This is a genomic window from Alphaproteobacteria bacterium, from assembly GCA_033344895.1.
Taxonomy (GTDB): domain Bacteria; phylum Pseudomonadota; class Alphaproteobacteria; order UBA8366; family Aestuariispiraceae; genus Pacificispira.
Window position 1 is genome coordinate 1,910,015 of record JAWPMN010000001.1, and the last position, 23,759, is coordinate 1,933,773.

18 protein-coding genes and 1 other RNA gene are annotated in these 23,759 nt (G+C 64.5%); 4 read left to right on the top strand and 15 right to left on the bottom strand.

The features are described from left to right. The 10 genes from R8L07_09405 to R8L07_09450 all read right to left on the bottom strand — a co-directional run bounded on the left by R8L07_09405 (position 1) and on the right by R8L07_09450 (position 10,566). The gene (locus R8L07_09405) at positions 1-543 is read right to left on the bottom strand and encodes a hypothetical protein (GenBank protein MDW3205752.1); all 543 of its coding nucleotides are present in this window, start codon (positions 541-543) and stop codon (positions 1-3) included. Positions 544-620: 77 nt separating this feature from the next. After that, positions 621-866 carry a hypothetical protein gene (locus tag R8L07_09410; protein ID MDW3205753.1) on the bottom strand — a complete coding sequence of 82 codons (246 nt, stop codon included), beginning with the start codon at positions 864-866 and terminating at the stop codon, positions 621-623. Beyond that, positions 863-1,921 carry a patatin-like phospholipase family protein gene (locus tag R8L07_09415; protein MDW3205754.1) on the bottom strand — a complete coding sequence of 353 codons (1,059 nt, stop codon included), beginning with the start codon at positions 1,919-1,921 and terminating at the stop codon, positions 863-865. The genes R8L07_09410 and R8L07_09415 overlap by 4 nt, the downstream gene beginning before the upstream one ends. Continuing rightward, the gene (gene mutS / locus R8L07_09420) at positions 1,914-4,568 is read right to left on the bottom strand and encodes a DNA mismatch repair protein MutS (protein ID MDW3205755.1); all 2,655 of its coding nucleotides are present in this window, start codon (positions 4,566-4,568) and stop codon (positions 1,914-1,916) included. The genes R8L07_09415 and mutS overlap by 8 nt, the downstream gene beginning before the upstream one ends. A 52-nt stretch (positions 4,569-4,620) precedes the next feature. Beyond that, positions 4,621-6,066: a DUF4139 domain-containing protein gene (locus R8L07_09425; protein MDW3205756.1), complete on the bottom strand. Its 1,446-nt coding sequence runs from the start codon at positions 6,064-6,066 to the stop codon at positions 4,621-4,623. Position 6,067: 1 nt separating this feature from the next. After that, the gene (locus tag R8L07_09430; GenBank protein ID MDW3205757.1) at positions 6,068-6,790 is read right to left on the bottom strand and encodes a type 1 glutamine amidotransferase; all 723 of its coding nucleotides are present in this window, start codon (positions 6,788-6,790) and stop codon (positions 6,068-6,070) included. Positions 6,791-6,817: 27 nt separating this feature from the next. After that, positions 6,818-7,417: a recombination mediator RecR gene (recR, locus tag R8L07_09435; protein MDW3205758.1), complete on the bottom strand. Its 600-nt coding sequence runs from the start codon at positions 7,415-7,417 to the stop codon at positions 6,818-6,820. Between the two features lie 196 nt (positions 7,418-7,613). After that, positions 7,614-7,937: a YbaB/EbfC family nucleoid-associated protein gene (locus R8L07_09440; protein ID MDW3205759.1), complete on the bottom strand. Its 324-nt coding sequence runs from the start codon at positions 7,935-7,937 to the stop codon at positions 7,614-7,616. 48 nt (positions 7,938-7,985) lie between these two features. After that, entirely contained in the window at positions 7,986-9,911 is a 1,926-nt protein-coding gene (locus R8L07_09445) for a DNA polymerase III subunit gamma/tau (GenBank protein MDW3205760.1), read from the bottom strand. A 73-nt stretch (positions 9,912-9,984) separates the two neighbouring features. Then, positions 9,985-10,566 carry a TetR/AcrR family transcriptional regulator gene (locus R8L07_09450; GenBank protein MDW3205761.1) on the bottom strand — a complete coding sequence of 194 codons (582 nt, stop codon included), beginning with the start codon at positions 10,564-10,566 and terminating at the stop codon, positions 9,985-9,987. Between the two features lie 65 nt (positions 10,567-10,631). Between R8L07_09450 and R8L07_09455 the strand changes: the two genes are divergently transcribed. Beyond that, complete coding sequence (locus tag R8L07_09455) at positions 10,632-11,300, top strand: glutathione S-transferase family protein (protein ID MDW3205762.1); 669 nt, start codon at positions 10,632-10,634, stop codon at positions 11,298-11,300. 28 nt (positions 11,301-11,328) lie between these two features. Here the strand turns inward: R8L07_09455 and ffs are convergent. Continuing rightward, positions 11,329-11,425: signal recognition particle sRNA small type (gene ffs, locus R8L07_09460), an RNA gene on the bottom strand. Between the two features lie 144 nt (positions 11,426-11,569). Then, a complete protein-coding gene (locus R8L07_09465) occupies positions 11,570-13,174 on the bottom strand; it encodes a 5-guanidino-2-oxopentanoate decarboxylase (protein MDW3205763.1) in 1,605 nt (534 codons plus the stop codon). A gap of 283 nt (positions 13,175-13,457) precedes the next feature. Here R8L07_09465 and R8L07_09470 point away from each other — a divergent pair, with 283 nt between their 5' ends. Further along, the gene (locus tag R8L07_09470) at positions 13,458-15,881 is read left to right on the top strand and encodes an FAD-dependent oxidoreductase (GenBank protein ID MDW3205764.1); all 2,424 of its coding nucleotides are present in this window, start codon (positions 13,458-13,460) and stop codon (positions 15,879-15,881) included. Positions 15,882-15,887: 6 nt separating this feature from the next. Here R8L07_09470 and R8L07_09475 read toward each other — a convergent pair whose 3' ends face one another. After that, positions 15,888-19,460 (bottom strand): CHASE domain-containing protein, encoded by a 3,573-nt coding sequence (locus R8L07_09475; protein ID MDW3205765.1) that lies wholly within the window; start codon positions 19,458-19,460, stop codon positions 15,888-15,890. 141 nt (positions 19,461-19,601) lie between these two features. Then, positions 19,602-20,483: an alpha/beta hydrolase gene (locus tag R8L07_09480; protein MDW3205766.1), complete on the bottom strand. Its 882-nt coding sequence runs from the start codon at positions 20,481-20,483 to the stop codon at positions 19,602-19,604. Positions 20,484-20,575: 92 nt separating this feature from the next. On the opposite strand from R8L07_09480, the gene R8L07_09485 reads away from it, so the two are divergent. Continuing rightward, positions 20,576-21,466, top strand: a complete 891-nt coding sequence (locus R8L07_09485) for a LysR family transcriptional regulator (GenBank protein ID MDW3205767.1) — start codon at positions 20,576-20,578, stop codon at positions 21,464-21,466. On the opposite strand, the gene R8L07_09490 is transcribed toward R8L07_09485, so the two are convergent. Next, positions 21,439-22,773, bottom strand: coding sequence for an aminotransferase class I/II-fold pyridoxal phosphate-dependent enzyme (locus tag R8L07_09490; protein MDW3205768.1), 1,335 nt, complete (start codon positions 22,771-22,773; stop codon positions 21,439-21,441). The genes R8L07_09485 and R8L07_09490 overlap by 28 nt on opposite strands. A 104-nt stretch (positions 22,774-22,877) precedes the next feature. Here R8L07_09490 and R8L07_09495 point away from each other — a divergent pair, with 104 nt between their 5' ends. Continuing rightward, a complete protein-coding gene (locus tag R8L07_09495; GenBank protein ID MDW3205769.1) occupies positions 22,878-23,753 on the top strand; it encodes a LysR substrate-binding domain-containing protein in 876 nt (291 codons plus the stop codon). Positions 23,754-23,759: the final 6 nt, after the last annotated feature.

Consider the following 23,759-nt stretch of genomic DNA (forward strand, 5'->3'; position numbering starts at 1 on the left):
CTACTGGGCGTGTTTCACCAACCGGCCGCGCACCTGTCTTTCGGAGGTGCCGTCGGTGATCCGCTGATAGGTCAGGGTCATGCCCTGGCCGGAAACCGTGCGGGTGTATTTCTGAACCTGCCAGGTGCCGTCTTCGCGGATGCGCAGCATGTAGGTGAACAGCGAATCCCCCTCGACGCGGCTCCACCAGACCGGCTCCGATTTCAGGGGGTCGCCGGTCTCGGCCGTGCGATACACCCCGGGCTGCCCGGTCGCGTCAAAGACCAGGGTGGCGCTGCTTTTCTTGATGTCGGGATTGTCCGGATCACCGGATTCCCGGGTGATCGTGGTCCAACTCAGCCGAAACGAGGTCTCGCTGACCTTTTCGATGACGACATCCATGTCGCGCACGGTGACCGCGAAATAGATGCTGTCCTCCGTCTCGGAGATTCCGGACCCTTTCCAGTGACCCAGGAACGGTGCGAAATCCTGTGCCATCGCGGTTTGCCCGGTGGAGAGCGCGACCACCATCGCAGCGGCGGCCAGAAACGGTCGTAACATCATTGGTTCCCCTGTTCGACGTTCGGTTTACGGCGGGTTACGTCGTCGCGGCGCAGTTTAGACCCGCGCCCGCGGCGCCGTCACCCCAGTAGATTGGCGATATAGTCCGCGGCCATCAACAGGGCGACCAGGACTGCAGCGATCGTCGCCATTGTCTTGATCGACAGGTCGCGCCATGCCGGGATCTGGCGCCGACGGTCCATTTCCTTGCGATAGTCCGCATAGCCCTGCCAGGCAGCCTTGGCGACGGGATGCAATTCCTCGTCCTTGCCTTCTTCCCGTTCGTGAGCGAACTCCCGGCGGCGTTTCAGATATCGGCCAATCATGTGTCGCGTGTCTCGTCGGTTTCGAAGGCGCTGTCCCGCGCGCCCTGGAACATGGCACGCAGATCCACCGTGGCGCGTTTCCCGACGAAAGGCAAATCCCGCTCGGTCCAGATTTCGGCGGCGTCCCGCCCGATATCGCGAAGATGCTGCAGGAAACGCCATTCGGTGTTCAGTTTCGACGACGCGCCCAGTTCCTGCAGGCGGGCATCCCCGATGATATGAACCCGGACCTGATTGTAGCGCGCCGGGTCCAGCCGCCCCTCCTCCAGCATGCGTCCGACGAAATCGATGGCGCGGAACTCGCGCAGCAGGCTGGCGTTGAAGGTGATCTCGTTGACCCGGTCCAGGATTTCCCGGGCGCTGCGCGGCACGCCCTTGCGCTCGATCGGGTTGATCTGGACGATCACCACGTCATTCGTGGCGCAGGCATTGAAGAACGGGAACAGGACCGGATTGCCCATATAGCCGCCATCCCAATAGGGCGCGCCGTCGATCTCCACCGCCTGGAACAGGAACGGCAGACAGGCGGAGGCCAGGACGACATCGGCGTCGATCCGCGCCCCGGTGAAGACCTTGACACGGCCGGTTTCGACATTCGTTGCCGACAGGAACAACTGCATCTTGCTGCAGCGCCGGACTCGGTCGAAATCGACATGCTCTTCCAGCAGCGGGCGCAGCGGATTGATGTTCAGCGGATTGGTGTCATAGGGCGACGCGATCCGCCCCAGCAGATCCATCATCAGATAGCCGGGCGAATTCTCCAGGCTCCACTGCCCCATGAAGACGTCGATCAAGGTGCGCTGGATCGGCGACCAGCGGCCGACATCGGCAACGCCTTCCCAGAAATCCGCGAGGGCCTGCCGCGCGCCGTCGGCGCCGCCCGCTTCATAGCCGGAGGCCAGAACGACCGCGTTCATCGCCCCGGCCGACGTGCCGCTGATCGCGTCGATGCGGATCAGCCCGTGTTCCAGCAGATAGTCGAGAACGCCCCAGGTAAACGCCCCATGCGCGCCGCCGCCCTGCAGGGCGAGGTTGACAGGGCGGGCCTCAGCCATCCTGCAGCAGGTCCCGCAGACGATAGAGCGCATCCAACGCCTCGCGCGGGGTCAGGTCGTCCGGGTTGATGGCGGCCAGGGCCTTCTCGACCTCGCTTGGACCGGTTTCCCTGGCGATTGGCTGGACCGGTTGGCTCATGGCGCGGAACAGGGGCAGATCGTCGACCAGACGGGTGACGGCGCCGGATTGCTCACCCTTTTCCAGGGCGTGCAGGACCTCTTCGGCGCGGGTGACCACAGCGGGCGGCAGGCCGGCCAGCTTGGCGACATGGATGCCGTAGGATCGGTCGGCGGCGCCGGCCGCGACCTCGTGCAGGAAGACGACCTGGCCCTCCCATTCCTTGACCCGCATGCAATGCGGGCTGAGCGCGGGCAGCCGCTCCGCCAGCGCCGTCAATTCGTGATAATGGGTCGCGAACAGGGCGCGGGATTTGGCGGCCTCGTGCAGATGCTCGACGCAGGCCCAGGCGATGGACAACCCGTCGAAGGTCGCGGTGCCGCGCCCGATCTCGTCCAGAATGACCAGCGACCGGTCGGTCGCCTGATTCAAGATGGTCGCGGTCTCGACCATCTCCACCATGAAGGTCGACCGGCCGCGCGCCAGATCGTCCGCCGCCCCGACCCGGCTGAACAGGCGGTCGACCGCGCCGATATGGGCCTTTCGTGCCGGAACGAAGAGCCCGGCCTGGGCCAGGATCGCGATCAGGGCGTTCTGACGTAGGAAGGTCGATTTACCGGCCATGTTCGGGCCGGTGACGAGCCACAACCGGTTGTCGCGGCCCAGATCGCAGTCATTGGCGACGAAGCTCTGCCCGTCGGCCTGGGCGGCCAGGGCCGCTTCGACCACCGGGTGACGCCCGCCCTCGATCTCGAAGGACAGGGAAGCGTCGACCTGGGGGCGGCGGTAATCGCGTGCATCGGCCAGGTCGGCGGCGGCGGCATAGAGGTCCAGTGCCGCCAGGGCCCGCGCCGCCAGCCCGATCTCACGCGCCCGTTGCCGTGCCTCTTCGACCAGATCGTCGAAGATTTCCAGTTCGATGGCCTGGGCCCGGTCGCCGGCTTCGGAGATCCTGCGCGCCAGTTCGTTCAGTTCGACCGTCGTATAGCGGACCGCGTTGGCCATGGTCTGACGGTGAATGAAGGGCTCGCCGATCTTTTCCATATTCTTGGCTGTGACCTCGACGAACCAGCCCAGCACATTGTTGTACTTGACCTTCAGCCCGTCGACGCCGGTATCCTGGCGGTAGCGTGCCTCCAGATCGGCGATCAGGCGGCGACCTTCCTCGCGCAGGGTGACCTGCTCGTCCAGTTCCGGCGCATAACCGGGCGCGACGAATCCGCCGTCGCGGGCAACGGGCGGCACCTCTTCCTTCAGGGCGCGGGTATAGCGTTCGACCAGGATGTCGTGATTGCCCAGATCCTCCAGGGCACGGGCGATTTCCGTCACCGGATCGTCGGCTGCCAGGATCGTTTTCAATGTCGCGGTCAGCGCCAGACCGGTGCGCAGCGCGACCAGATCGCGCGGCCCACCGCGTCCGATGGTCAGACGGCCGAGCGCCCGCTCCAGATCCGGTGCCCCCTTCAGCGATTCACGCAGATCGCCGCGCAGGTCGGCACGCTCCAGGAACCAGGAAACAGCGTCATGCCGATCGCCGATGGCGATGGGATCGGTCAACGGCGCGGACAGGCGACTGGCAAGCAGGCGTGCACCGGGCCCTGTCACCGTGCGGTCGACGGCGGAAAGCAGGCTGCCGGTGCGCTCGCCGGTCAGGGTGCGGGTGATTTCCAGATTGCGGCGGGTCGCCGGATCGATCTCCATCAGCGCGCCGACAGACAGGCGCTGGGGCGGCTCCAGGCGCGGCAACTTGCCGACCTGGGTCAGTTCCAGATATTCGACCAGCGCCCCCAGCGCAGCCAGTTCCGCCCGGTCGAAATCCCCGAACGCGTCCAGCGCCGCGACACCGAAAGCGTCTTTCAGCCGCCGTTCCGCATTGGCGGAATCGAATCGGCTGTCCGGCAGCGGGGTCAGGCGGTCCTGCCATTCCCGGAACAGTTCGTAGAACCGACTGTCCTCGGCAACCAGTTTCTGACCCAGGACCAGTTCGCCCGGCGCAATGCGGGACAGGGCGGAGGCCAGGCCGGCCGCCGTGACCGGCTGGCACAGCAGCTGGCCGGTCGACATGTCGCACCAGGCGAGGGCATAGCCGTCGGCCCCGGTGCGGGCCAGGGCCGCCAGATAATTGTGCGACCGCGCGTCCAGCAGCGTGTCCTCGGTCAGGGTGCCCGGGGTCACGACCCGGACAATCTCACGCCGGACAACGGATTTCGACCCGCGCTTCTTGGCTTCGGCGGGGTCTTCCGTCTGTTCGCAGACGGCGACCCGGTGGCCTTTCTTGATCAGGCGCGACAGATAGGTTTCGGCCGCATGAACCGGCACACCGCACATCGGGATGGCCTCGCCCAGATGCTGGCCGCGCTTGGTCAGCGCGATGTCGAGCGATGCCGCCGCCTGCTTGGCGTCGTCGAAGAACAATTCATAGAAATCGCCCATCCGGTAAAACAGAAGGCAATCCGGATGCGCTTCCTTGATGCTCAGATACTGAGCCATCATCGGCGTCACTTGGGCATTTTCGGTCCCGCTGGTCATGGCGCCGAGACTAATTGTCCAGGTCCCTCGCGAAAAGAGCCGAAAGGCGGTCTTACGGTTGAACCCGCACGGTATAGCGCAGCACCGTTTCACCCTTTGCCGGAATGGTGATGTTCCAGACGGCGCTGCCGGCATCGCGCGATTCGGGCGTCAGACTGGCGTCCGTGATCTCCCAGCTCTGTGCCGACAGATGTTCGGTCATCTCCACCGTCACCGCCTCGTCGCGGCCGTTCTTCAGCGTGATCTCATGGGTGGCACGATAGGGATGCAGGTGGCGGTGCTCCGCAACACCGGTGGTCTCGTAATCGACGACCTGCCGCTCGGCCGTGACATCGAAGGCCCGGCCCAGACGCAGTTCCGCGTCGCCGCCGACCGGCAGATGGGACAGCCGGTCCTCACCCAGGATGACGCGCGGAGAAGCTTCCGAATCCTCGGCCAATGCGCCATAGACGCGGACCGGACCGGCGGGCAGAATCTTCGCCAGCGGTCCATCCTCGGCGTTCTCGAAGCGGATGTTGACCTCGGGCCGCAGGCCGTCCTGCAGCCGCATCGGTTGGCCCGGATGCACCAGCCCCGATCCGGACAGGCGATAAATCTTCTCTGCCGGGACAGCGACCGGAGCCAGCAGCACACGACGGACCGTCTCCCCCGCCGGCAGATCGACGCGGCCGTCAATGTCATAGACATGGACGTCGCCAAGACTGGCCGGCTGCGGCGGTGCGGCGCGCGGCGCGGACTTCATCGATGCGGCGCTGTCCATCGTGGCCATGGCCATCATTTCCGGACGCGGGCCGCCCTGGGCACGGTTCGTTTCGCCGGCGACGAGCCGGATCGCGGCTTCCTGGAACCCGGCATCGGTGCCGTTGGTGATCTGATACTGTCCGCTGAGCACCAGCCCCGATTCGTCGGGCAGCAGCACCGCCTCGTAATCGGCGGACCAGGCGAGGTTGGGCGCGACATAGCCCAGCGAGACGGGATGGTTTCCCGCCGTGGCACCGGACACGGCCGTCACTTCCAGGCCGCCGGTCATGCCGGCGGGCAATTCCTTCAGGGCCAGGCGGCCATCTGGCATTGCCTCGAAGCGGTCGCCGACCTTCAGGACGATGCCGCCGTCGACGTTGACCAGGGTGCCGCGAATCTCGCGTTCCGCGCCGCTGTCGCCCGCAGGTACCAGCCAGGTGATCTCCCGGCCGATCGACCGGCGCAGCAGGCTTTGCGGTGACAGGTCGTCCTGGCGGATGTGAATGCTGTCAGCCGGGGTGCCGCCGATGGAAACCGACAGTGTCGACCAGTCGAGCGATTGCGGCAGGCCGGGCAGGGATATGCCGGCACCGGCGGCAGGGACGTCTGCCGCGCGGGATTCGCGGATCACCGACAGGCCGTCGGCATAGACCGAAATCGCGGCGCCCGGCGCCGGCTCGGCAACCGACTGCGCGTAAGCGCCCGTCGCGGCGGAAACGGTCAGGGCGGCGGCCAGCAGTCCGTGTTTCAGCGGCACGTCACAATACTCCCGTGGCTTTCAGGAAATTTGATATCAGCAGCGGTGAATCCGGCGTCGGGGCATAGTGATCGGCGATTTCCCGGGCCTTGGGGCCCCAGGATTCCGTCATGCAGCCCGCCGTCGCTTCCGGGTGAAACTGAACCGACATCCAGTTGCGACCGAAATCCAGGGCGCAGGCCGGCATGCCGGGAACGGTCGCCAGGACCTCCGCGCCGGCGGGGATGACGGGCACATGTTCCTCGTTGCCGAAATGAAAGCGCGGCACGACTCCGTCGAACAGCGGGCTGTAACGCCCGGCATCGGTCAGCGAGATCGGATAGGTCCCGACCCGTGCGCCGTCCGCCAGCATCTCGACCGGCGCGCCATGCACGACGGCCATGATCTGGTGACCACCGCATATGCCGAAGACCGGCGGGCCGTTTTCCCTTTGCCGCAGGTCGGTCAGCCAGTTCTTCAAATCGATCTGCCAGGGCAGTTTGTCATGAACGGAATGGAAACTGCCGCCGACAACGATGGCGTCGGCGTCGTCCGGATCCGGCAGCGGTTCGCCATAGCAGATGCGGCGCCCCTCGAATGCAATGCGGTCGGACAGGTTCAGATCCGCCAGCATACGCTCGAACCAGTGAATCTCGTTGTCGCCGCCCGGCTGATTGGCGAAAACCGCCGGATCGTACCGGCCCGGAGCCCCCATCTGGGCCAGGAAGTAGAGTTTCTTCTTCAAGGTGATCCGTTCCCTCGGGTCCGACTGTTACAGAGTGCCGACCGACTGCCGCGATTTCAGGGCCGTGGCCAGGGTGCCGTCATCCAGATAATCCAGCTCGCCGCCGACCGGCACACCATGCGCCAGGCGGCTGACCTTCACGCCGGACGGCTCCAGGCGTTCGGTGATGTAATGGGCGGTGGTCTGCCCGTCGACGGTCAGGTTCATGGCCAGGATCACTTCGGTCACCGATCTGTCGGGTCCCACTCTATCCAGCAATGTGGCGATATTGAGGTCCTCCGGGCCGACTCCGTCAATGGCTGACAGGACACCGCCCAGGACGTGATAGCGACCGCGGAAAATGCCGGTCCGTTCCAGCGCCCAGAGGTCCGCGACCTGTTCCACGACACAGATCGTCCCGTCGTCGCGAACCGGGTCGCGGCAGATCGAACAGGTCTCCGCCGTATCCAGATTGCCGCAGCTCCGGCAGGTCCGGATCTTCTCCGCGGCCTCCGCCAGTGCCATGGCCAGCGGCTGCATCAGGCTTTCCTTGCGCCGGATCAGCAGAAGCGCGGCGCGGCGGGCGGAACGCGGCCCCAGCCCCGGAAGGCGGGCGAGCAGTTGGATGACCCGTTCGATTTCCTGCATGGATAAAGTCTCACCCCGGTCCTGCGGCTGCAGGAATCTTCGTTATCCTGTCGCCGGCGCCTACCCCATGAAGGCTCCTGCTTTCGCAGGAGCACGGGGATGGGGCGCCGGATCGGTATCGCCCCCTCACTGTCGCATTCCTGCGAAGGCAGGAATCTCCGTTGTTTCCACGCGACTCCCTCAGGGGACGCGGAGATCAGAACGGCAGTTTCATGCCCGGCGGAAGCTGAATGCCACCCATCAGCTTCTGGGTTTCCTCGCGCATCTTTTCGTCGGCCTTGGCTTTGGCGTCGTTGATCGCGGCGACGATCAGGTCTTCCAGAACTTCCTTGTCCTCCGGCACGATCAGGCTCGGGTCGATCGCCAGGCGGCGCACTTCGCCCTTGCCGGTGACGGTGACGGTGATCAGGCCTCCGCCGGAACCGCCTTCAATTTCCAGATCCTCCATCTGCGCCTGCATCTCCTGCATGCGCGTCTGCATTTCCTGGGCCTGCTTCATCATGGCACCGAGATTCTTCATCGCGGTATCGCTCCTTGCCTCTGCTTGGGGAATGGCTTCCCGCTTGGGTTACAGATCGTCTTCCTCGTCCGGATACTCGTCCGGGTCCATCGCGATCGGCATGCCGTCGTCGGGCATTGCCGCGGCCTCGGCCGCCAGATCGGCCGGGTCCGGTTCATTGCCGGTCACACGGGTTATCTGGGCGCCGGGGAAGGCTTTTTTAACCGCCTGGATCAACGGGTCCTTCTCGGCCTGGCTGCGCCGGTCCTGCTCTGCCTGGGCTTCCTGCTCCGCCAGGGTCGGGGCGCCTTCCTCGTTGGAAATCGAGACGATCCAGCGCAGGCCGGTCAGGTCGGACAGTTTCTTGCCCAGTTCGCCATGCAGATCACGCGGCGCATTGCGGCCCGGCCGGAACTCCAACCGGCCCGGCTCGACGCGCACGGGATGCACGTCACGCTTCAGATGGGTGGCCAGGCGCGGCTCGCGCTTTTCCTCGAACAGCGCGACGATCTCCAGGAAGCTTTTCGGCGCGTTCAGGACCGCCGGATCGGCTTGCGGCGCGGCGTGATAGGCGGTTTCCACCGCCTGCTGCGGCTGGGCACCGCCGCGAATGAGGGTTGGTCCGGGCATGGCCGAGGCCTGGGCCCCACCACCACCGCCGCCACCCCCACCGCCGCCCGGGGCCGGTCCGGCACTGCCGCTGCCGGGCTGAAAATCCTTCAGTTTCTCGATCAGATCGCCGGGTGTCGGCATGTCCGCCAGGTGGATCAGGCGAATGACCACCATTTCCGCCGCCTGGATCGGTGACGGTGCGGCCCGCACCTCGCCCAGCCCCTTCAGCAACATCTGCCAGGCGCGGGTCAGGACGGGCAGCGACAGGGCCTGGGCCATTTCGCGCCCGCGCGTGCGCTCCAACTCCGCCGTCGTCGGCCGGTCCAGGGCCTCCGGCACCAGGATCGCGCGGGTCAGGAAATGCGTGACATCCAGCAGGTCCTCGATCACCACTGCCGGGTCCGCCCCGACGCCGTAAAGCTGCTCCAGCAGGTCCAGCGCGCCCGGTGCATCGCCCTTCATGGCGGCGTCGAAGAGATCGTAGACCCGGCTGCGGTCGGCGAGGCCCAGCATGTCCCGGACGCGCTCGCCCGTCACCGTACCGGCGCTCAGCGCGATGGCCTGATCCAGGATCGACAATCCGTCGCGGACGGATCCGTCCGCCGCCCGGGCCACCATGCCCAGAGCCTCATCCTCGATCTCGACGCCTTCGCGTTCCGCCACCGATTTGAAATGCGCCGCCAGTTGATCGATCGGCACACGGCGCAGATCGAAGCGCTGACACCGGGACAGGACCGTCACGGGCACCTTGCGGATTTCGGTCGTCGCAAAGACGAATTTCACATGCTCCGGCGGTTCCTCCAGCGTCTTCAGAAGCGCGTTGAACGCGTTCTTCGACAGCATGTGCACTTCGTCGAGCACGTAGACCTTGTAACGCGCCGAGACCGGGCGATAGCGCACCCCGTCGATCAGTTCGCGGATATCGTCGACCCCGGTGCGGCTGGCGGCGTCCATTTCGATGACATCGACATGGCGGTCGCCGGCGATGGCCGTGCAGTGCTGACACACGCCGCATGGGCTGACCGTCGGACCGCCGGTGCCATCCGGGCCCACGCAGTTCAGCGCCTTGGCGACGATTCGCGCGGTCGTCGTCTTGCCGACGCCGCGCACCCCGGTCAGCATGAAGGCCTGGGCGATGCGCCCCGCCTCGATGGCATTGGTCAGGGTGCGGACAAGGGCTTCCTGGCCGATCAGTTCGGCAAAGTTCGACGGGCGGTATTTCCGCGCCAGAACGCGATAAGCCTCGCCGTCCTTCCTGGACGGTGCCGCAGACTTCGCCGCCGCCGGCTGAGCCGGCTCGTCGAGACCCAGACCGGGTCCCGGAGGCGGGCCTTCGGCCTTGTCGTCGCTGTCGTATGATGGATCGTCGGTCGCGTCGGTCATGGCCGCCATATTCGCAAGGCGGCCCCGTCCGCACAACCGCGAAACACCGGGGTACGGTCAGTTCGCGATACCGTCAGCCCGGCGTGCTGCCACGTACTGCCGCGCGTCTTGCAGCCGCAAGAATCCGGTCCGACAGGGCCGGGTCGCCGACGGCGCGGCTCAGCACCAATCCACCCACGCAGGCGGTCAGCGCGGACAGGGCACGGTCCGCCGCCGTCCCTTCGTTCAAATCGTTGTCACCCTCATCGATCAGGGTGCCCAGGCGGTCTGAAATGGTGGCGATGAAGTCCGAAAATGCGGCGCGCACCTTGTCCCCGGACCGGGCAATTTCCGGCGACAGCGGCGGCACGGAGCAGCCGTCCTCGACCTGGTCGCGATGGGCGGTCGACAGGTAACGGTCGACGAAATTCTCCAGTCCGGTAAACGGTATCCGGCGGGTCATATCCACCGGCGAGTCCGCCAGATCGGCCAGAACCTCGATGAACAGGTCCTCCTTGCCCTTGAAATGGCCGTAAAAGCCGCCGCGCGTCAGCCCGGCCTCCGCCATGATCGAATCGATGCTCGCCTCGCCATAGCCCTTCCGGTTCATCTCGCGCCGGGCCGCATGCAGGATGCGCTTTCGGGTGCGTTGTCGGTGTTCGGGGGCGTAGGGCATGGGCCGTCTCCAAAATATGATGTTGAACATATTATGATCTGGGATCAGATGATGCGAGTCCCATCATGTCTGCCGCGTTCCAGGAGGATCAGATGACCTTGCGCCTGTTCGGTATTCCGGAAAGCTCCTATGTCTGGACCACCCGCATCCTGCTGCAGGAAAAGGGCGTGCCGTACGATCTGTCGATGGCGGGGGCGACCGGTCTGATGGACATGCACACATCGCCCGATATCGACCGGCATCCGTTTCGGAAGATCCCGATCCTGGAACATGACGGAAAGCGAATCTTCGAGATGACGGCGATCTGCCGCTACATCGACACGGTCTTCGGCGGCCGCAAATGCATGCCGGAAGACCCGTATGAATCGGCATTGAACGACCAGTGGATCAGCGTCGTGGCGTCCTATGTCGACCGGGCGGTCATCCGGCGGCTTGTCCTGCCGAGCGTGATTGCCCGGATGAACGGAACGAAGCCGGATGCCGAAAAGCTGAAGCGCGCCTCGGAGGATGCCGATCACGCCTTGGGCGTTCTGGACAAGGCATTCGCGGCAAAGAACTATTTTCTGGGCGCCACGCCGATGACCGCCGATTTCTTCCTGTGGCCGATCCTGTACTACATGAAGCGGCTGCCGGCCGGGGCGCGTGTCCTGCGCAAGCACGCGAATGTGTCGGGCGTCCTGGAAAATGCCATGACCTATCCTAGCTTCGCCGCGACGGTGCCGAAGGCCGGATGATCGGATTCTGGGGATGCGAGAGGAAGGCGGAAGGCCGACGTTAAGCGACCCGGGCGGAAATCTCGTTACGGCTGCTTCCTTCCGGACCTGACCGGGTTGGCGAGGCGCCCGTCCGCCGCCGACCTTCCTGCTGCGGTATATCGTTCATCTGGGCTTTTCTTGCAAGCCCGGGAATTCAGAGACGCCTGGTCCGCCCCCCGCAATCCGGCTTGATGTTCCTGCGAAAGCAGGAACCTTCATGAAACCGCGTTGTGGTGGACGGGAGTCGGTCAGACCGGGAGGCCCGGTATCCCGTCCTGAACCTCGACCAGCGTCGGGCCTTTTGCCGCGAAGGCCTCTTTCAGGGCTGCGCCGATGTTCTCCGCGGCGGCCGGGCGGGAATAGGACCAGCGGAAGGCCTTGGCGAGTGCTTCGAAATCCGGCGGCTCGGGCGTGACGCCGACGGTCTGGATACCACGGTTCACCATGTCGTCGCGGATCTGGCCCAGGGCACGGTTGTTCCAGACCAGGGCGACGAGGTTCAGGCCCAGTTCCGCGGCGACCGCCATTTCCGGCGCGGTATAGAGGAAGCCGCTATCCCCCGCGACGGCCAGCACGGCGCGGTCCGGTGCGCCGATCTTGGCCCCCGTCGCGGCGGGCAGGGCATAGCCCAGCGTACCGTAGCCGGAGGGGTAGAGAAATCGTCCCCGCGGCGGCAGGGTCATTTTGGCGATGGCGGTGTAAATCACCTGTGTCATGTCGCCGACCACGATGCCGTCATCCGGCAGGGCCGCTTCGATCTGTTTGAGCACGGTGATATGGCGGGGCTCCAGGTCCGGCAGGAAACCGTAGAAATCGGCATTGCGGTAGGAATCCGCCCGTTCGGCGCCGTCCCGCTCGTCCGCCATCGGTCCTAGCGCATTCAGCAGCGCCTCCGCCGCCAATCCCGCGTCGGCCCGGATCGCAACAGCGGTTCGATAACGCTGATCGAATTCCGACGGGTCGATGTCGATACGGATCAGTTTCCCCGGCAGGGAGAACTGGTCGTTATAGGTGTCGTTGCCGGACAGTTCCGTGCCGATGGCCAGGACCACGTCGGCATCGGCGATGATCTGCTCGCCGATCGAGGACAGCATCAGGCCGCCCAGGAACAGCGGATGATTGGACGGCAGGACATCTTTGCCCGCGACGGTTCCGACCACGGGGCTGTCCAGCCGTTCCGCCAGGCGGGTGATTTCGATCGCCGCGCCCCGCGCGCCGCCGCCGACCAGGATCAACGGGCGCGCCGCTTCGGACAGCAGGGTCGCGGCCTCCTCGATATTTTCCGGGTCCGGGCCCGGTTTGACGGCAAGCCGGCGCGGCTGCCAATCGTCCCGCGTGCGCTCCGCCAGCATATCCAGCGGCAGCGACAGATGAACCGGGCGCGGACGCGCGGATTCAAAGACGTTGAAGGTCCTTTCGACCAGCGCGGGGATTTCTTCGGGATCGCGGGGTGTCTCGGAAAAGGCGCAGAGCGGACGGGTTACCGCCGCCTGATCCGTGATCTCGTGCAGGCAGCCATAGCCCTTGCCCAGGGTGTCACGCGGATTTTCGCTGCTGACCACCAGCAACGGTACACTGTCGCTGAAGGCCTGGCCCATTGGGGTCGCGCAATTTGTTACGCCGGCGCCGGTGATCAGGAAGCAGACGCCGGGCCTGCCGGTGACCCGCGCATAGCCGTCGGCCATGAAACCGGCGCCCTGTTCGTGGCGGGGCAGGACATGGCGGATCTTGCTGCCCGCAAAACCGCGATAGAGCTCCAGATTGTGGACGCCCGGGATGCCGAAGACCGTGTCGACGCCATAATCTTCCAGCAGGCGGACAATGGCCTCGCCGCAGGTCGGTCGGAATTTCATGATGGTCTCCCCCGCGCATTCCGTTCTTGAGGGGCAGACTCTATCCGCATCGTGGGCCGGTTTCCAAGCGCCTTCCGGCGCCTGGTTTCAAGGATCGAACCGTTTCGGCGCGGCGGATGAAACCTGTTTTCCCATTGGTAAATCCAGCTCACATGATGGTTTGAATATAGAAATTAGATCAATGGCTTAGAGATGTTGACGTCAACTGTTGTCAGGCGTCGTCACAATCTCCTAGCATCCGGGCATCATAAGCCCATGGCGGGAAGTGGAGGCGAGTCGGACGATGCGGGAACATGCGCGGGTAGTGGTGATCGGCGGCGGTATGATGGGCTGCGGCCTGCTTTATCATCTGGCGGAAGAGGGCTGGACCGACAGCCTGCTGATCGAAAAGGGCGAACTGACTTCCGGCTCCACCTGGCACGCGGCGGGGCAGTGCCCCAGTTTCATCGCCGATTACAACATGGCCAAGATCCATCATTACGGGAACACGCTCTATCCCAGGCTGGAGGAGATGACCGGGCAGTATGTCTCCTGGCACGGCTGTGGCGGGCTGCGGTTCGCGACCAATCAGGCGGAACTGGACTATTTCAAGAAGGTTGAAGGGGTTTCGAAGCTGATCGGATTCCGCATGCAGGTCATCGGCCCGGACGAGGCGCGGAAGATCAATCCGCATGTCGATATGACCGGGGTGCTGGCCGCCGCCTGGACCCTGGATGACGGTCATGTGGATCCCGCCGGCTGCTGCAACGCGCTGGCCAAGGGCGCGCGCGACATGGGCGCGGAGATCGAACGTCACAATCGCGTGCTGGACGTGAAGCAATTGCCGAGCGGCGAATGGCAGGTGGTAACCGAGAAGGGCACCGTGACCTGTGAGCATGTCGTCAATGCGGGCGGCTGTTATGCCCGCCTGATCAACCAGTGGGTCGGATCCGACGTGCCGATCACGAATATGAAGCATCACTACATCGTCACCGAACCGATCCGGGAATTCCTGGAATCGGATACGGAAATGCCGGTGATGCGCGACCCCTATCCGTCCGCCTATTACCGGCAGGAGCAGAAGTCAGGCCTGATCGGCATCTACGAGACGGAAGGAGCCGAGGAAGCCTGGGCCGATCGCGGCGGCCATCCCGAATGGGAAAGCGAGAACGAACTGTTCACCGACGAGCTGGACCGCATCAGCCCATGGATCGAACGGACCCTGGAGCGGATGGGCATCTGGGCCGAAAGCGGCATCAAGCGCGTCGTCCATGGCGCCATTCCGCATACGCCGGATGCCAATCCACTGTTGGGGCCGACCGGTGGATTGCGCAATTTCTGGCAATGCTGCGGCTCTTCCATCGGGATCGCCCAGGGCGCCGGTTGCGGCAAGTATCTGGCGCAGTGGATCGTCCATGGCGAGAGCGAGATCAACATGGCGGGGCTCGACCCGCGCCGCTTCGGACGGTGGGCCGATGCAGATTATGTCCGTGCCCGGTCGATCGAGGATTACGAGCATATGTACATCCTGCACCTGCCCGGCGAGGAACGTCCGGCGGGACGGGGCAAACGGAAGTCGTCGCTTTACGACACGCTGAAACGGGCTGGCGGCCTCTACACCACCGCCTCCGGCTGGGAGCGGGTGAAATACTATTCCGCCGACGGCACGGAGGAAGAGGCCGGGTTCCGCCACAACAACGCCTTTGACGCGGTTGCGGCCGAGTGCCGGCTGGTTTCGGAAGGCGTGGCGCTGGCCGATCTGTCGTCCTTTGCGAAGTTCGATGTCACCGGCCGGGACGCGGGCGCAATGCTGGACCGCGTCTTCGCCAACCGCATGCCGCGCAAGACCGGGGGGATCGCGCTGGCCCATATACTGAACGACGATGGCGTGATCGAGGGCGAGGCGACGGTGACGCGGCTGGCCGACGATCGCTACTATGTTCTGTCCGCCGCCGCCGCGGAGGTGCGCGATATGGACTGGCTGACCCAGCATGTCGCGCCGGGCGAGGATGTGAGCGTCACCAACATTTCGGATGATTACGGCAATCTGGTCATTGCGGGGCCGAAATCGCGCGACGTGCTGGCGCGGGTCACCGACGCGGATTTGTCGAATGCCGGGTTCCGCTGGCTGACCGCGCAGGAGATCGAGATTGCCGGTGTTCCGGTCCGGGCCCTGCGGGTCAACTATATCGGAGAGTTGGGCTGGGAACTGCACTGCCCGATGGCGGGCATGCCGGCGGTATACGAGGCCCTGATGGCAGCGGGCCAGGCTGACGGGATCGGTCATTTCGGCACTTATGCGGTCAACGCCATGCGCATGGAGAAGGGTTACAAGGGCTGGGGATCCGAACTGACCAACGAGATCACCCCGGTCGAGGCGGATATCGAACGCTTCGTGAAGCTGGACAAGGATTTCATCGGCAAGGCCGCGGTGCTTCAGCGCAAGCAGGACGGCGCCCAGGGTAAGATCGTCTATCTGGAACTGGAAACGGGCGACAACGATACGACCGGCGGGGAAGCGATTACCGTCGGGGAGACGGTGATCGGTCTGACCACGTCCGGCGGATACGGTCACCGAACCGGCAAGAGCCTCGCTTTCGCCTATGTCCAGCCGGACTATGCCGCGCCTGGAACGGAAATGACCTGCTGGCTTCTGGGGGAGGCCCGCAAGGCAAAGGTTCTCGCCGATCCGGTTTATGATGCCGGAAACGAGAAACTGCGGCTTTAGAAGAGGTCAGGGCGCCGCCGAACGGTCTTCGATGGCGCCTTTCGCGGCCAGAACAGTTTTCTTCAGAACCCGGCCCAGATCGGTCAAGTCTTTCGCAATCCGTTCCGGGTCGGCGGCGGGGTCCTTTGCCCGCACCTCCAGATCGGCGCAGGCGCCGGCCAGTCGCGCGAATCCCATATTGGCTGACATTCCTTTGAGGGAGTGAACCGCCTGCGCCGGAAACTCGGCCCCGTTGCCCCCTTGGGACGCATCGATCTCGGCCATGATCTCGCGCGATTTCCGGGCAAACATGGTCAGGAGTGCGTCCGAACCTGCCATGACTTCGTTGAATCGCGGCAGGTCGACCAGGGGCAGTTCCGCATCCGCCACAGGTTCCGGAACCGGCTTTGCGACCGGCTTCGGGTCAGGCACATCAACGGTAACCCGGGCCGTATCGATCGTGCTATCCGCCTTGTCCAGATTGCGCAGGATTTTCGACAGGGCTTTCATGTTGAAGGGCTTGGGGCAGTAATGGTTCATACCCGCATCGAGGCAGGTCTGAATGTTGGAACTGGCGATGTCGGCGGTTAGGGCGATGATCGGGACGGCGCGCCGGACCGGGTCTTCCAGCTGGCGTATCGCAGCCGTCGCGGCCAGCCCGTCCATGACCGGCATGTGAACATCCATCAGCACGGCGTCGAATTGATCCTTCTCGACCTGCTCGACAGCCACCGCCCCGTTTTCGGCGGTCGCGACGCGATGGCCGGCATTTTCCAGCATCATCTGTGCCATGATGCGGTTGACCTCGATGTCCTCGACGACCAGCAGAGACATGGGCGGAACGTCCAGCTCTTCCTCGTCTTCGGCCTCCTGTTCCGGGTCCTGCGGCTCGGCCTTGAGCAGCGTGATCTCGAACCAGAATTCACTGCCGATCCCCTCCTTGCTCCACAGGCCGATTTCGCCCCCCATCGCCTTGACCAGTTGCTTGTTGATCGCGAGACCGAGGCCGCTGCCGCCGTATTGCCGCGTCGTCGACAGATCGGCCTGGGAAAAGGCGTCGAAGATTCCGGCTTGTTTATCCGCAGGGATGCCGATTCCGTCATCGACGATCGAGAAGCGCAGGCGCATCTCGCGATCATCTTCGCTCTTGCGGGCGATCCGGACCTCGGTCGTGCCGTTGTCGGTGAACTTCACGGAATTCGACAGGAAGTTCATCAGGACCTGACGCACGCGCACCGGGTCCCCGGTGACCCAGCGATGCAGGTTGTCCGGAACCTCGAGCCTCAGGGTGTTGTTCCTTTCATCGGCGGGAAGCGCCATGATGGACACCAGTTCATCGATCACCTGACGCAGGTCGAAGGCGATGCGCTCCAGCGACATCTGACCGGCCTCGATCTTTGACAGGTCGAGAATGTCGCCGATCAGAGAGAGGAGATGACGGCCCGAACTCATGATCGTCTCGACATGGGTCCGGGTTCGTTTCGGGTCCTCGTGCAGAGGCGGGCCCTTCAGGAGGAGATCCGCATATCCGAGGATTGCATTCAGGGGCGAGCGCAACTCATGGCTCATATGGGCCAGAAATTCCGACTTGGCCCGGCTCGCAAGCTTGGCCTGGCGCATCGCCTCCTCGGCTTCCCGCTTGGTCGATTCCAGCAGTTGGGTGCGCTCTTCGACCAGACGCGCGATCTGTGCCTCGGTGCGTGTCAGCGACAGCAGGTAGAAGGCCAGTATTCCGCTCAGAATGCTGCCGAAAACCAGGACCGCCCAGGGCTCCCAATGCCAGATCAGATTGAAGGATCCGGCGTTCGGCTCCGCAACGATGGTCCAGCGCCGCGCCCCGAAGGATAGCTCCCCGGTCGCGCCGCCGCCTGATTCAGCAACCCGATCCGCGGTGCGACGGATCTGGTTCGGCGCAAGCCCGGTGCTGGAGTAGATCTGTGCGCGATCATCGGACGCTCCCGCATCCACGACATGGATCGCGACGTCGTCAGGAATGGCGGATCGCCGGTGGACGGTCTTCAGGAGGTCGTCCAGACGATAGACCCCCAGGGCAAACCCCAATACCTGATCGAGATCGCCTCCGTAGGCGGGCAGCATCACCAGGACGCCAAGCCTGGTTCCGCCGTCCTGCACCAGCTGAATCGGTTCGGTCATGGCGGCATCGCCATAGGCGATGGCCGCCTGCAAGGCATCGTACCGTTCGGGGCTGGATGCCAGGTCGAACCCGACGACCGCCTCGTTACCGCGCAGCGGTACCACGTACCGAACGGGATAATAGGTCGGGCGCTCTGCGGCGGATACCAGCGCCCCCTCACGTCTCTCCCGGATGTCGAAATCCGGCCGTTCCGCGCTTCGCACTTCGGCGGTGAAAGCCGTCCTGTCCGCGCTGCTGACCGAGGGAAGCCATTCCAGAGCCAGAAGCGTGTCATTGCGCGACAGCCAGGGCGTGACCATCGCGTCGAAAGTCTCGCTGGACATGTCGTCCTGGTTCTCGAAGAGCGATTTGATGGCGAAAAGCGGGTCGACCGAATCCTCCAGGGTGAGTCGAAGGTTGGATTCGAATGACAACACGAACCGCTCAAATTCAAGCTGCGTCGTGCGATTCAGTTGATCATGGGTGACCGTTGCCGCGGCGATCGATAAGGCCAGACCGAAGGCACCGGCGGTGATCGCGAAGGCAATGCGCAACCGCGTCAGCCTGCGGGAGACAATGTCGCCGGCCTCGGCTCCCTGACGCGCCATCAGGGATTCGATCGCGCCCGCCAGGATCAGGCCGCCGCAGCCCACGACGCTGAAATAGCCGTAGAATCTGACCAGGTTGTCCTGCTGGTCGCCCTGCAGAAAGAAACTGGCGCCGACGGTCAGGAACGCGATGGCGACGGTCGAGACGCACAAGTTCACGATGGCGGCGCCCAGAACACCAAACCGCAGCGCCCCCCACAGGGCGAAGGGAACCGACACGAAGATGAACAGGAATTCCTGCCGCGCGAGGATGTCGGTGCTGTGGACCAGACCGGACAGGGCGATGGCGCCGAGGGCGAGCAGCATCAGCTCCGCGTGCCAATGGAGCGGTTTCCCCTTCCAGGGTTGCTTCGCAATCTGCAGCAAGGGGGGCGCAAACAGCAGGACGCCCATCAGATCGCCGACCCACCACCCCCACCAGACGTCCCGGAATCCCGACCAGTCGCCACTCAGGGTCAGGCTGATGGTAGCCGCACCGTTCAACGAACTGACAAGCGGGCTGGCCGCAACCCCGAACACCAGGAACAGGGCAAGGGATTTCAGGGAATTCAGGTGTCGGCCGGCTGAGAACTCTCTGATGAGATACGCACCGGTCGCGCCGCACAGCGTGTTGCCGATGCTGATCAGGATGACCGTTTCCAGTGGAACGCCGGTGGTCAGATTCACCGCGAACGCGCCCATAGCGACGCCGGGCCAGACCCGCATGCCCCAGCACAGCAACGCCGCGAGGGCGATGCCGGTAGGCGGCCAGATCAGGGTGACCGTGCTTTCGAAATAGGGAAATTTCAGACCGATATAGCCAGCGGCGAAATAGGCCGCTGCAAGGATAAGAATCCGTTCGTAGTCGCGATTCTTCATAATGCCTGTCGATCGGCCCCCGCTGCCCGATACTGCATGTAGCAGGAAACCGCTCATCCCTCCACAGATCATATCCCTGTGGAAAGACTAACCGCCGCTGTTTAGGGAATGGTTAATGCCGTGGAGGTCGCGGCGACCCGCTCACGCGCGGCCCGCGGCGGGACTGGCGTTTGCGCCTGAACCTTCGCGCAGGAAGCTGACAATCAATCTGGCGATTTCTTCCGGCCGGTCCTCCATGGCGAAGTGGCCGCAATCAGGGATGATGTGGAGGGCGGATCCCGGGATGGCGGCATGCAGCTTTTCCGCCCAATTGGTTGTTTGCCAGGCATCCTCCGCCCCCCACAGGATCTGGACCGGACGGTCGCCCAACCGGTGCAGCTCGGGCGTCAGTTCGTCGGTGTAGCGAGGGTCGTAATGGCCGACCTGGTGGGCGAACAGGCTGGCCTGGCCGATGATGCCGGAAATGATGTCGACATAGGCGTCCAGCGGCCCGTCGCTCAGCTTCTTTCTGTCGACGACAGTGCTCAGCAGCCAGTCGCGGAAATGGGCGCGGTGGTCGATGTCGGGGCTCCGGATCAAGGCCTCGAGACCGTCGCGCATCTGTTGCCGGGTTCGCTCCGACGGCCAGGAATCGAAGCTGACGGAATCGATCAGGGTCAGGGTGCGAACCATGTCGGGATTTTCCAGCGTGAATCGCTGCGCCACCGCGCCGCCGATGTCATGGGCGACGATATGGGCGTGGTCCAGACCCCAATGGCCCATCAGGCCCCTCAGAATGGGAACCTGCCCGGCAACGGAGGTGTCCACGGCAGGGGACCAGGGGCGCTCCGACAGGCCGAAGCCGAGTAGATCGAACAGATGAACGGCGTATCCGGCGGCGTTCAGGACCGGCACGACCTCCCGCCAGATCAGGGACGAAGACGGCGTGCCGTGGATCAGAATGACCGGGTCCCCCTCGCCATAGGTGGCACAGGCAATGCGGCATTCGTCGATCAGGACATTCTGGTGAGCAAGCGAGTACATGGCGACCTCCTTGAGTGGAACGTCCCATACGTAACTCGAAAACATCTCATGACAGAAACGATATGAATGAATAGACTTCATCGATTTTTGGCATGCGGTGGACGATTATGCGCAGCAAGGTGGATATTGACGGCCTGTTGACCCTTTCCGCGGTGGCGGCCCATGGCGGGGTCACCCGCGCCGCCACGGCACTGGCGCTCAGCCAATCGGCCGTCAGCCACAAGATTCTTCGCCTGGAGGAACGCCTTTCCTGCAAGCTTCTGACACGCCGGGCCGGCGCACCGATCCTGACCGACGCCGGGGAGCGGCTGCTGGGCTATGCCGATCGGATACTGGCACTGCATGACGAGGCCGTGGCCGCGCTCAGCGGCAAGTCGATCGCCGGGGAAATACGCCTCGGCGTGACGGAAGATACGACGACGCTGGGCCTGTCACGCATCCTGGCGCGCTTCGCCAATCTGCACCCCAAGGTCGATATCCGCACCCATGTGGCACAGAGCCTGACCCTGGCACGGCAGATTGCGGATGCCGCCATCGATCTGGCCGTCATGCAGATCTTTGCGCGCGAGACCCTGCCGGACGATATGGTTCTGGACCGGGAACGTCTGGTTTGGGTTCATTCGCGGGATTTCGATCCGAATCCGGATGCGCCGCTGCCCTTCATCTCCTTCGATCCCAACTGCTTCTACCGCCACTGGGCCTATGAAGCTGTGACGGAGACGCCCTATCGCCTGCGCACCGTGCTGGAATGCGCCAGCATCGGCGGTGTCCGCAGTGCGGTTTCCGCTGGCATGGGGCTCGCCCTGTTGAACGAGCGTCATATCGGGCAGGACATGGTGCCGGCCCGAACCGGTCTGCCCGAACCGCCCGATGTGGCCTATGTCGTCCGCGCGCCTGCCATTCCGATGCGCAGTGCAGTCGTCGCCCTGCGGCGGGAGATCGAGACCGAAATCGTTCAGCCGACGGTAGCGCCCCGGATGTAGTGCAGCCGGTCGAACCGGGCACGCAGCGCAGCGGTTTCCGCGGCGAGGCTTGCCGGATCGTCGCTGCTCAGCGCCCGGGCCAGCAGATCGGCCAGGTCAGGCACATCCTTCGGCGTAACGCCCCAGCGTACGAGTTCCGGCGTGCCGATGCGCAATCCGTTCATGTCGCCGTCGACCGATGGGCGCGGAAGGCCGATGCCGCAGGCCAGGAATCCGGCTTTGCGGATATGCCGGGATGCGGCCTGACCGCCGCCGAACCGCGCGGCCTCCACCGCGAACTGGTGCGACCCTGTGAACCCCCTGGCTGTCTTGAACACAGGCACACCCTGATCGGACAGACCCTGGGCCAGAGCGCTGGCGAGCGCGATCATGGCCGCCGCGTAGTCGGTCCCATGATCACGCCAGTCCAGCAGGCTCAGCGCCAGGGCCGCCGACTTTGCGGCATCGAAATTTGCCGTCATACCGGGGAACGCGATGCGATCCAGCGCTTCGGCGATATCCGCCTCGTTCGTGACGATCAGGCCGCCCGCCGGGCCGCCCAGACTCTTATAGGTGCTCATCGTCATCAGATGCGCGCCCTCCTGCAGCGGGTTCGGCCAGGCACCCCCTGCGATGATGCCGCATTGATGGGCGGCGTCGAACAGGACCTTCGCGCCGATCTCGTCGGCAATGGCGCGTATCTCGCGTACCGGATGCGGTTCCAGGTTCAGGCTGCCGCCGATGGTGATCAGGCTCGGCCGTTCCTTGAGCGCCAAATCCCGCAGGGCTTCGATGTCGACGGTATAGCCATCGGCAGCGACCGGTGCCGGAATCGTGTTCAGGCCATAGAGCCCGGCACAACCGTCAGCGTGGTGCGTCACGTGGCCGCCGATATCGGCCGGAGGCGCGATAATGGTGTCGCCCGGTCGGCACAGGGCCATGAAGGTGTAAAGGTTGCCCATCGCGCCGGATGCGACGCGGATTTCGGCGAAACGGGCCTGAAAGATCTCGGCCGCCAATTCGGCGCAGATGACCTCGATCTCCTCGATCGCCTCCAGGCCCATCTCATATTTGTCGCCGGGATAGCCGAGCGACGGGCGACTTCCGATGCCGCTCGATAGCAGGGCTTCCGCGCGGGGATTCATGACATTCGTCGCCGGGTTCAGGTTGAAGCAGTCCCGCTCGTGGATCTGCCGGTTCTGCGCCGCCAGCGCATGCAGACGGTGGTCGATGGCGGCGGATCCTGCCGTGGACGCGACTGTTGCGATGGACTGGACGCGGGTCTCGCAATCGGCGGGCACCCATTGGCGCTGGGCGAGTATCGGCATGGCATCCTCCTGAACCGGCATGACTTGATGGGCGACTATGGCCGCGCTTCCCGGATGGCTGCAACGCAGATAAAATAAAAATCGGCATAGAAAATCTATGGTGCATGATGTCGATCCAACCGCCTCGACCTCGGGGTCCCTCCCTGAACGCCTTGCGCGCCTTCGAGGCATCAGCCCGCCTGGGTGGATTCACCGCGGCGGCGGAAGAACTGAATGTGACACCCGGCGCGGTCGCGCAGCAGATCAAGAAACTGGAAGACTGGCTGGGGGAGCCGCTGTTTCAGCGCACCAGCCAGGGCGTCCGGCTCACCGATCTGGGGCTGGCGACGGCCGGACGGTTCTCTGACGCCTTCGACCTGCTGGGGGAGGCGGTCGGCCATCTGCGCGCCCGGGCCAGCACGCCCAGGATTTCCGTGGCGGCCCTGCCCAGCCTGGCGCAATGCTGGTTGATGCCGCGCCTGCCGTCGCTGCGCCGGGCCCTGCCGGATCTCGTCATCTCCGTAACGGCGCTGGAGAAGCCGCCGAACCTGATCCGGGAGGCTTTCGATGTCAGTCTGTTCTTTTCGCAGACGCCGCCGGGCGAGGATGAAGTGAGACTCGCCGAGGACCGGATATACCCGGTTTGCAGCCCGGACATCGCGCGGTCGATCTCGACAATCGACGATCTGACAACGGTGCCCTGTCTGCGGGACGGCCACTGGCAGGCGGATTGGACGAACTGGCTGCGCGGTGCCAGCCCGAACCGTCCCATCGCCGTGACAGGGCCGCAATATTCACTCTACAGCATGGCGCTGGACGCGGCACGGTCGGGCGGCGGCGTGCTGATGGGGCACGACTGTCTGGTCGCGCCGCTGATCGACAAGGGCGAACTGGTGCGTCTGTTCGACCTCACGGTTTCGACCGGCCAATGGCTGACCCTGCGTTCTGTACGCCCGGTCCATCCGGCCCTGCGGCAGGTGATCGACCTTCTGTCGGCCTAGGGCGGG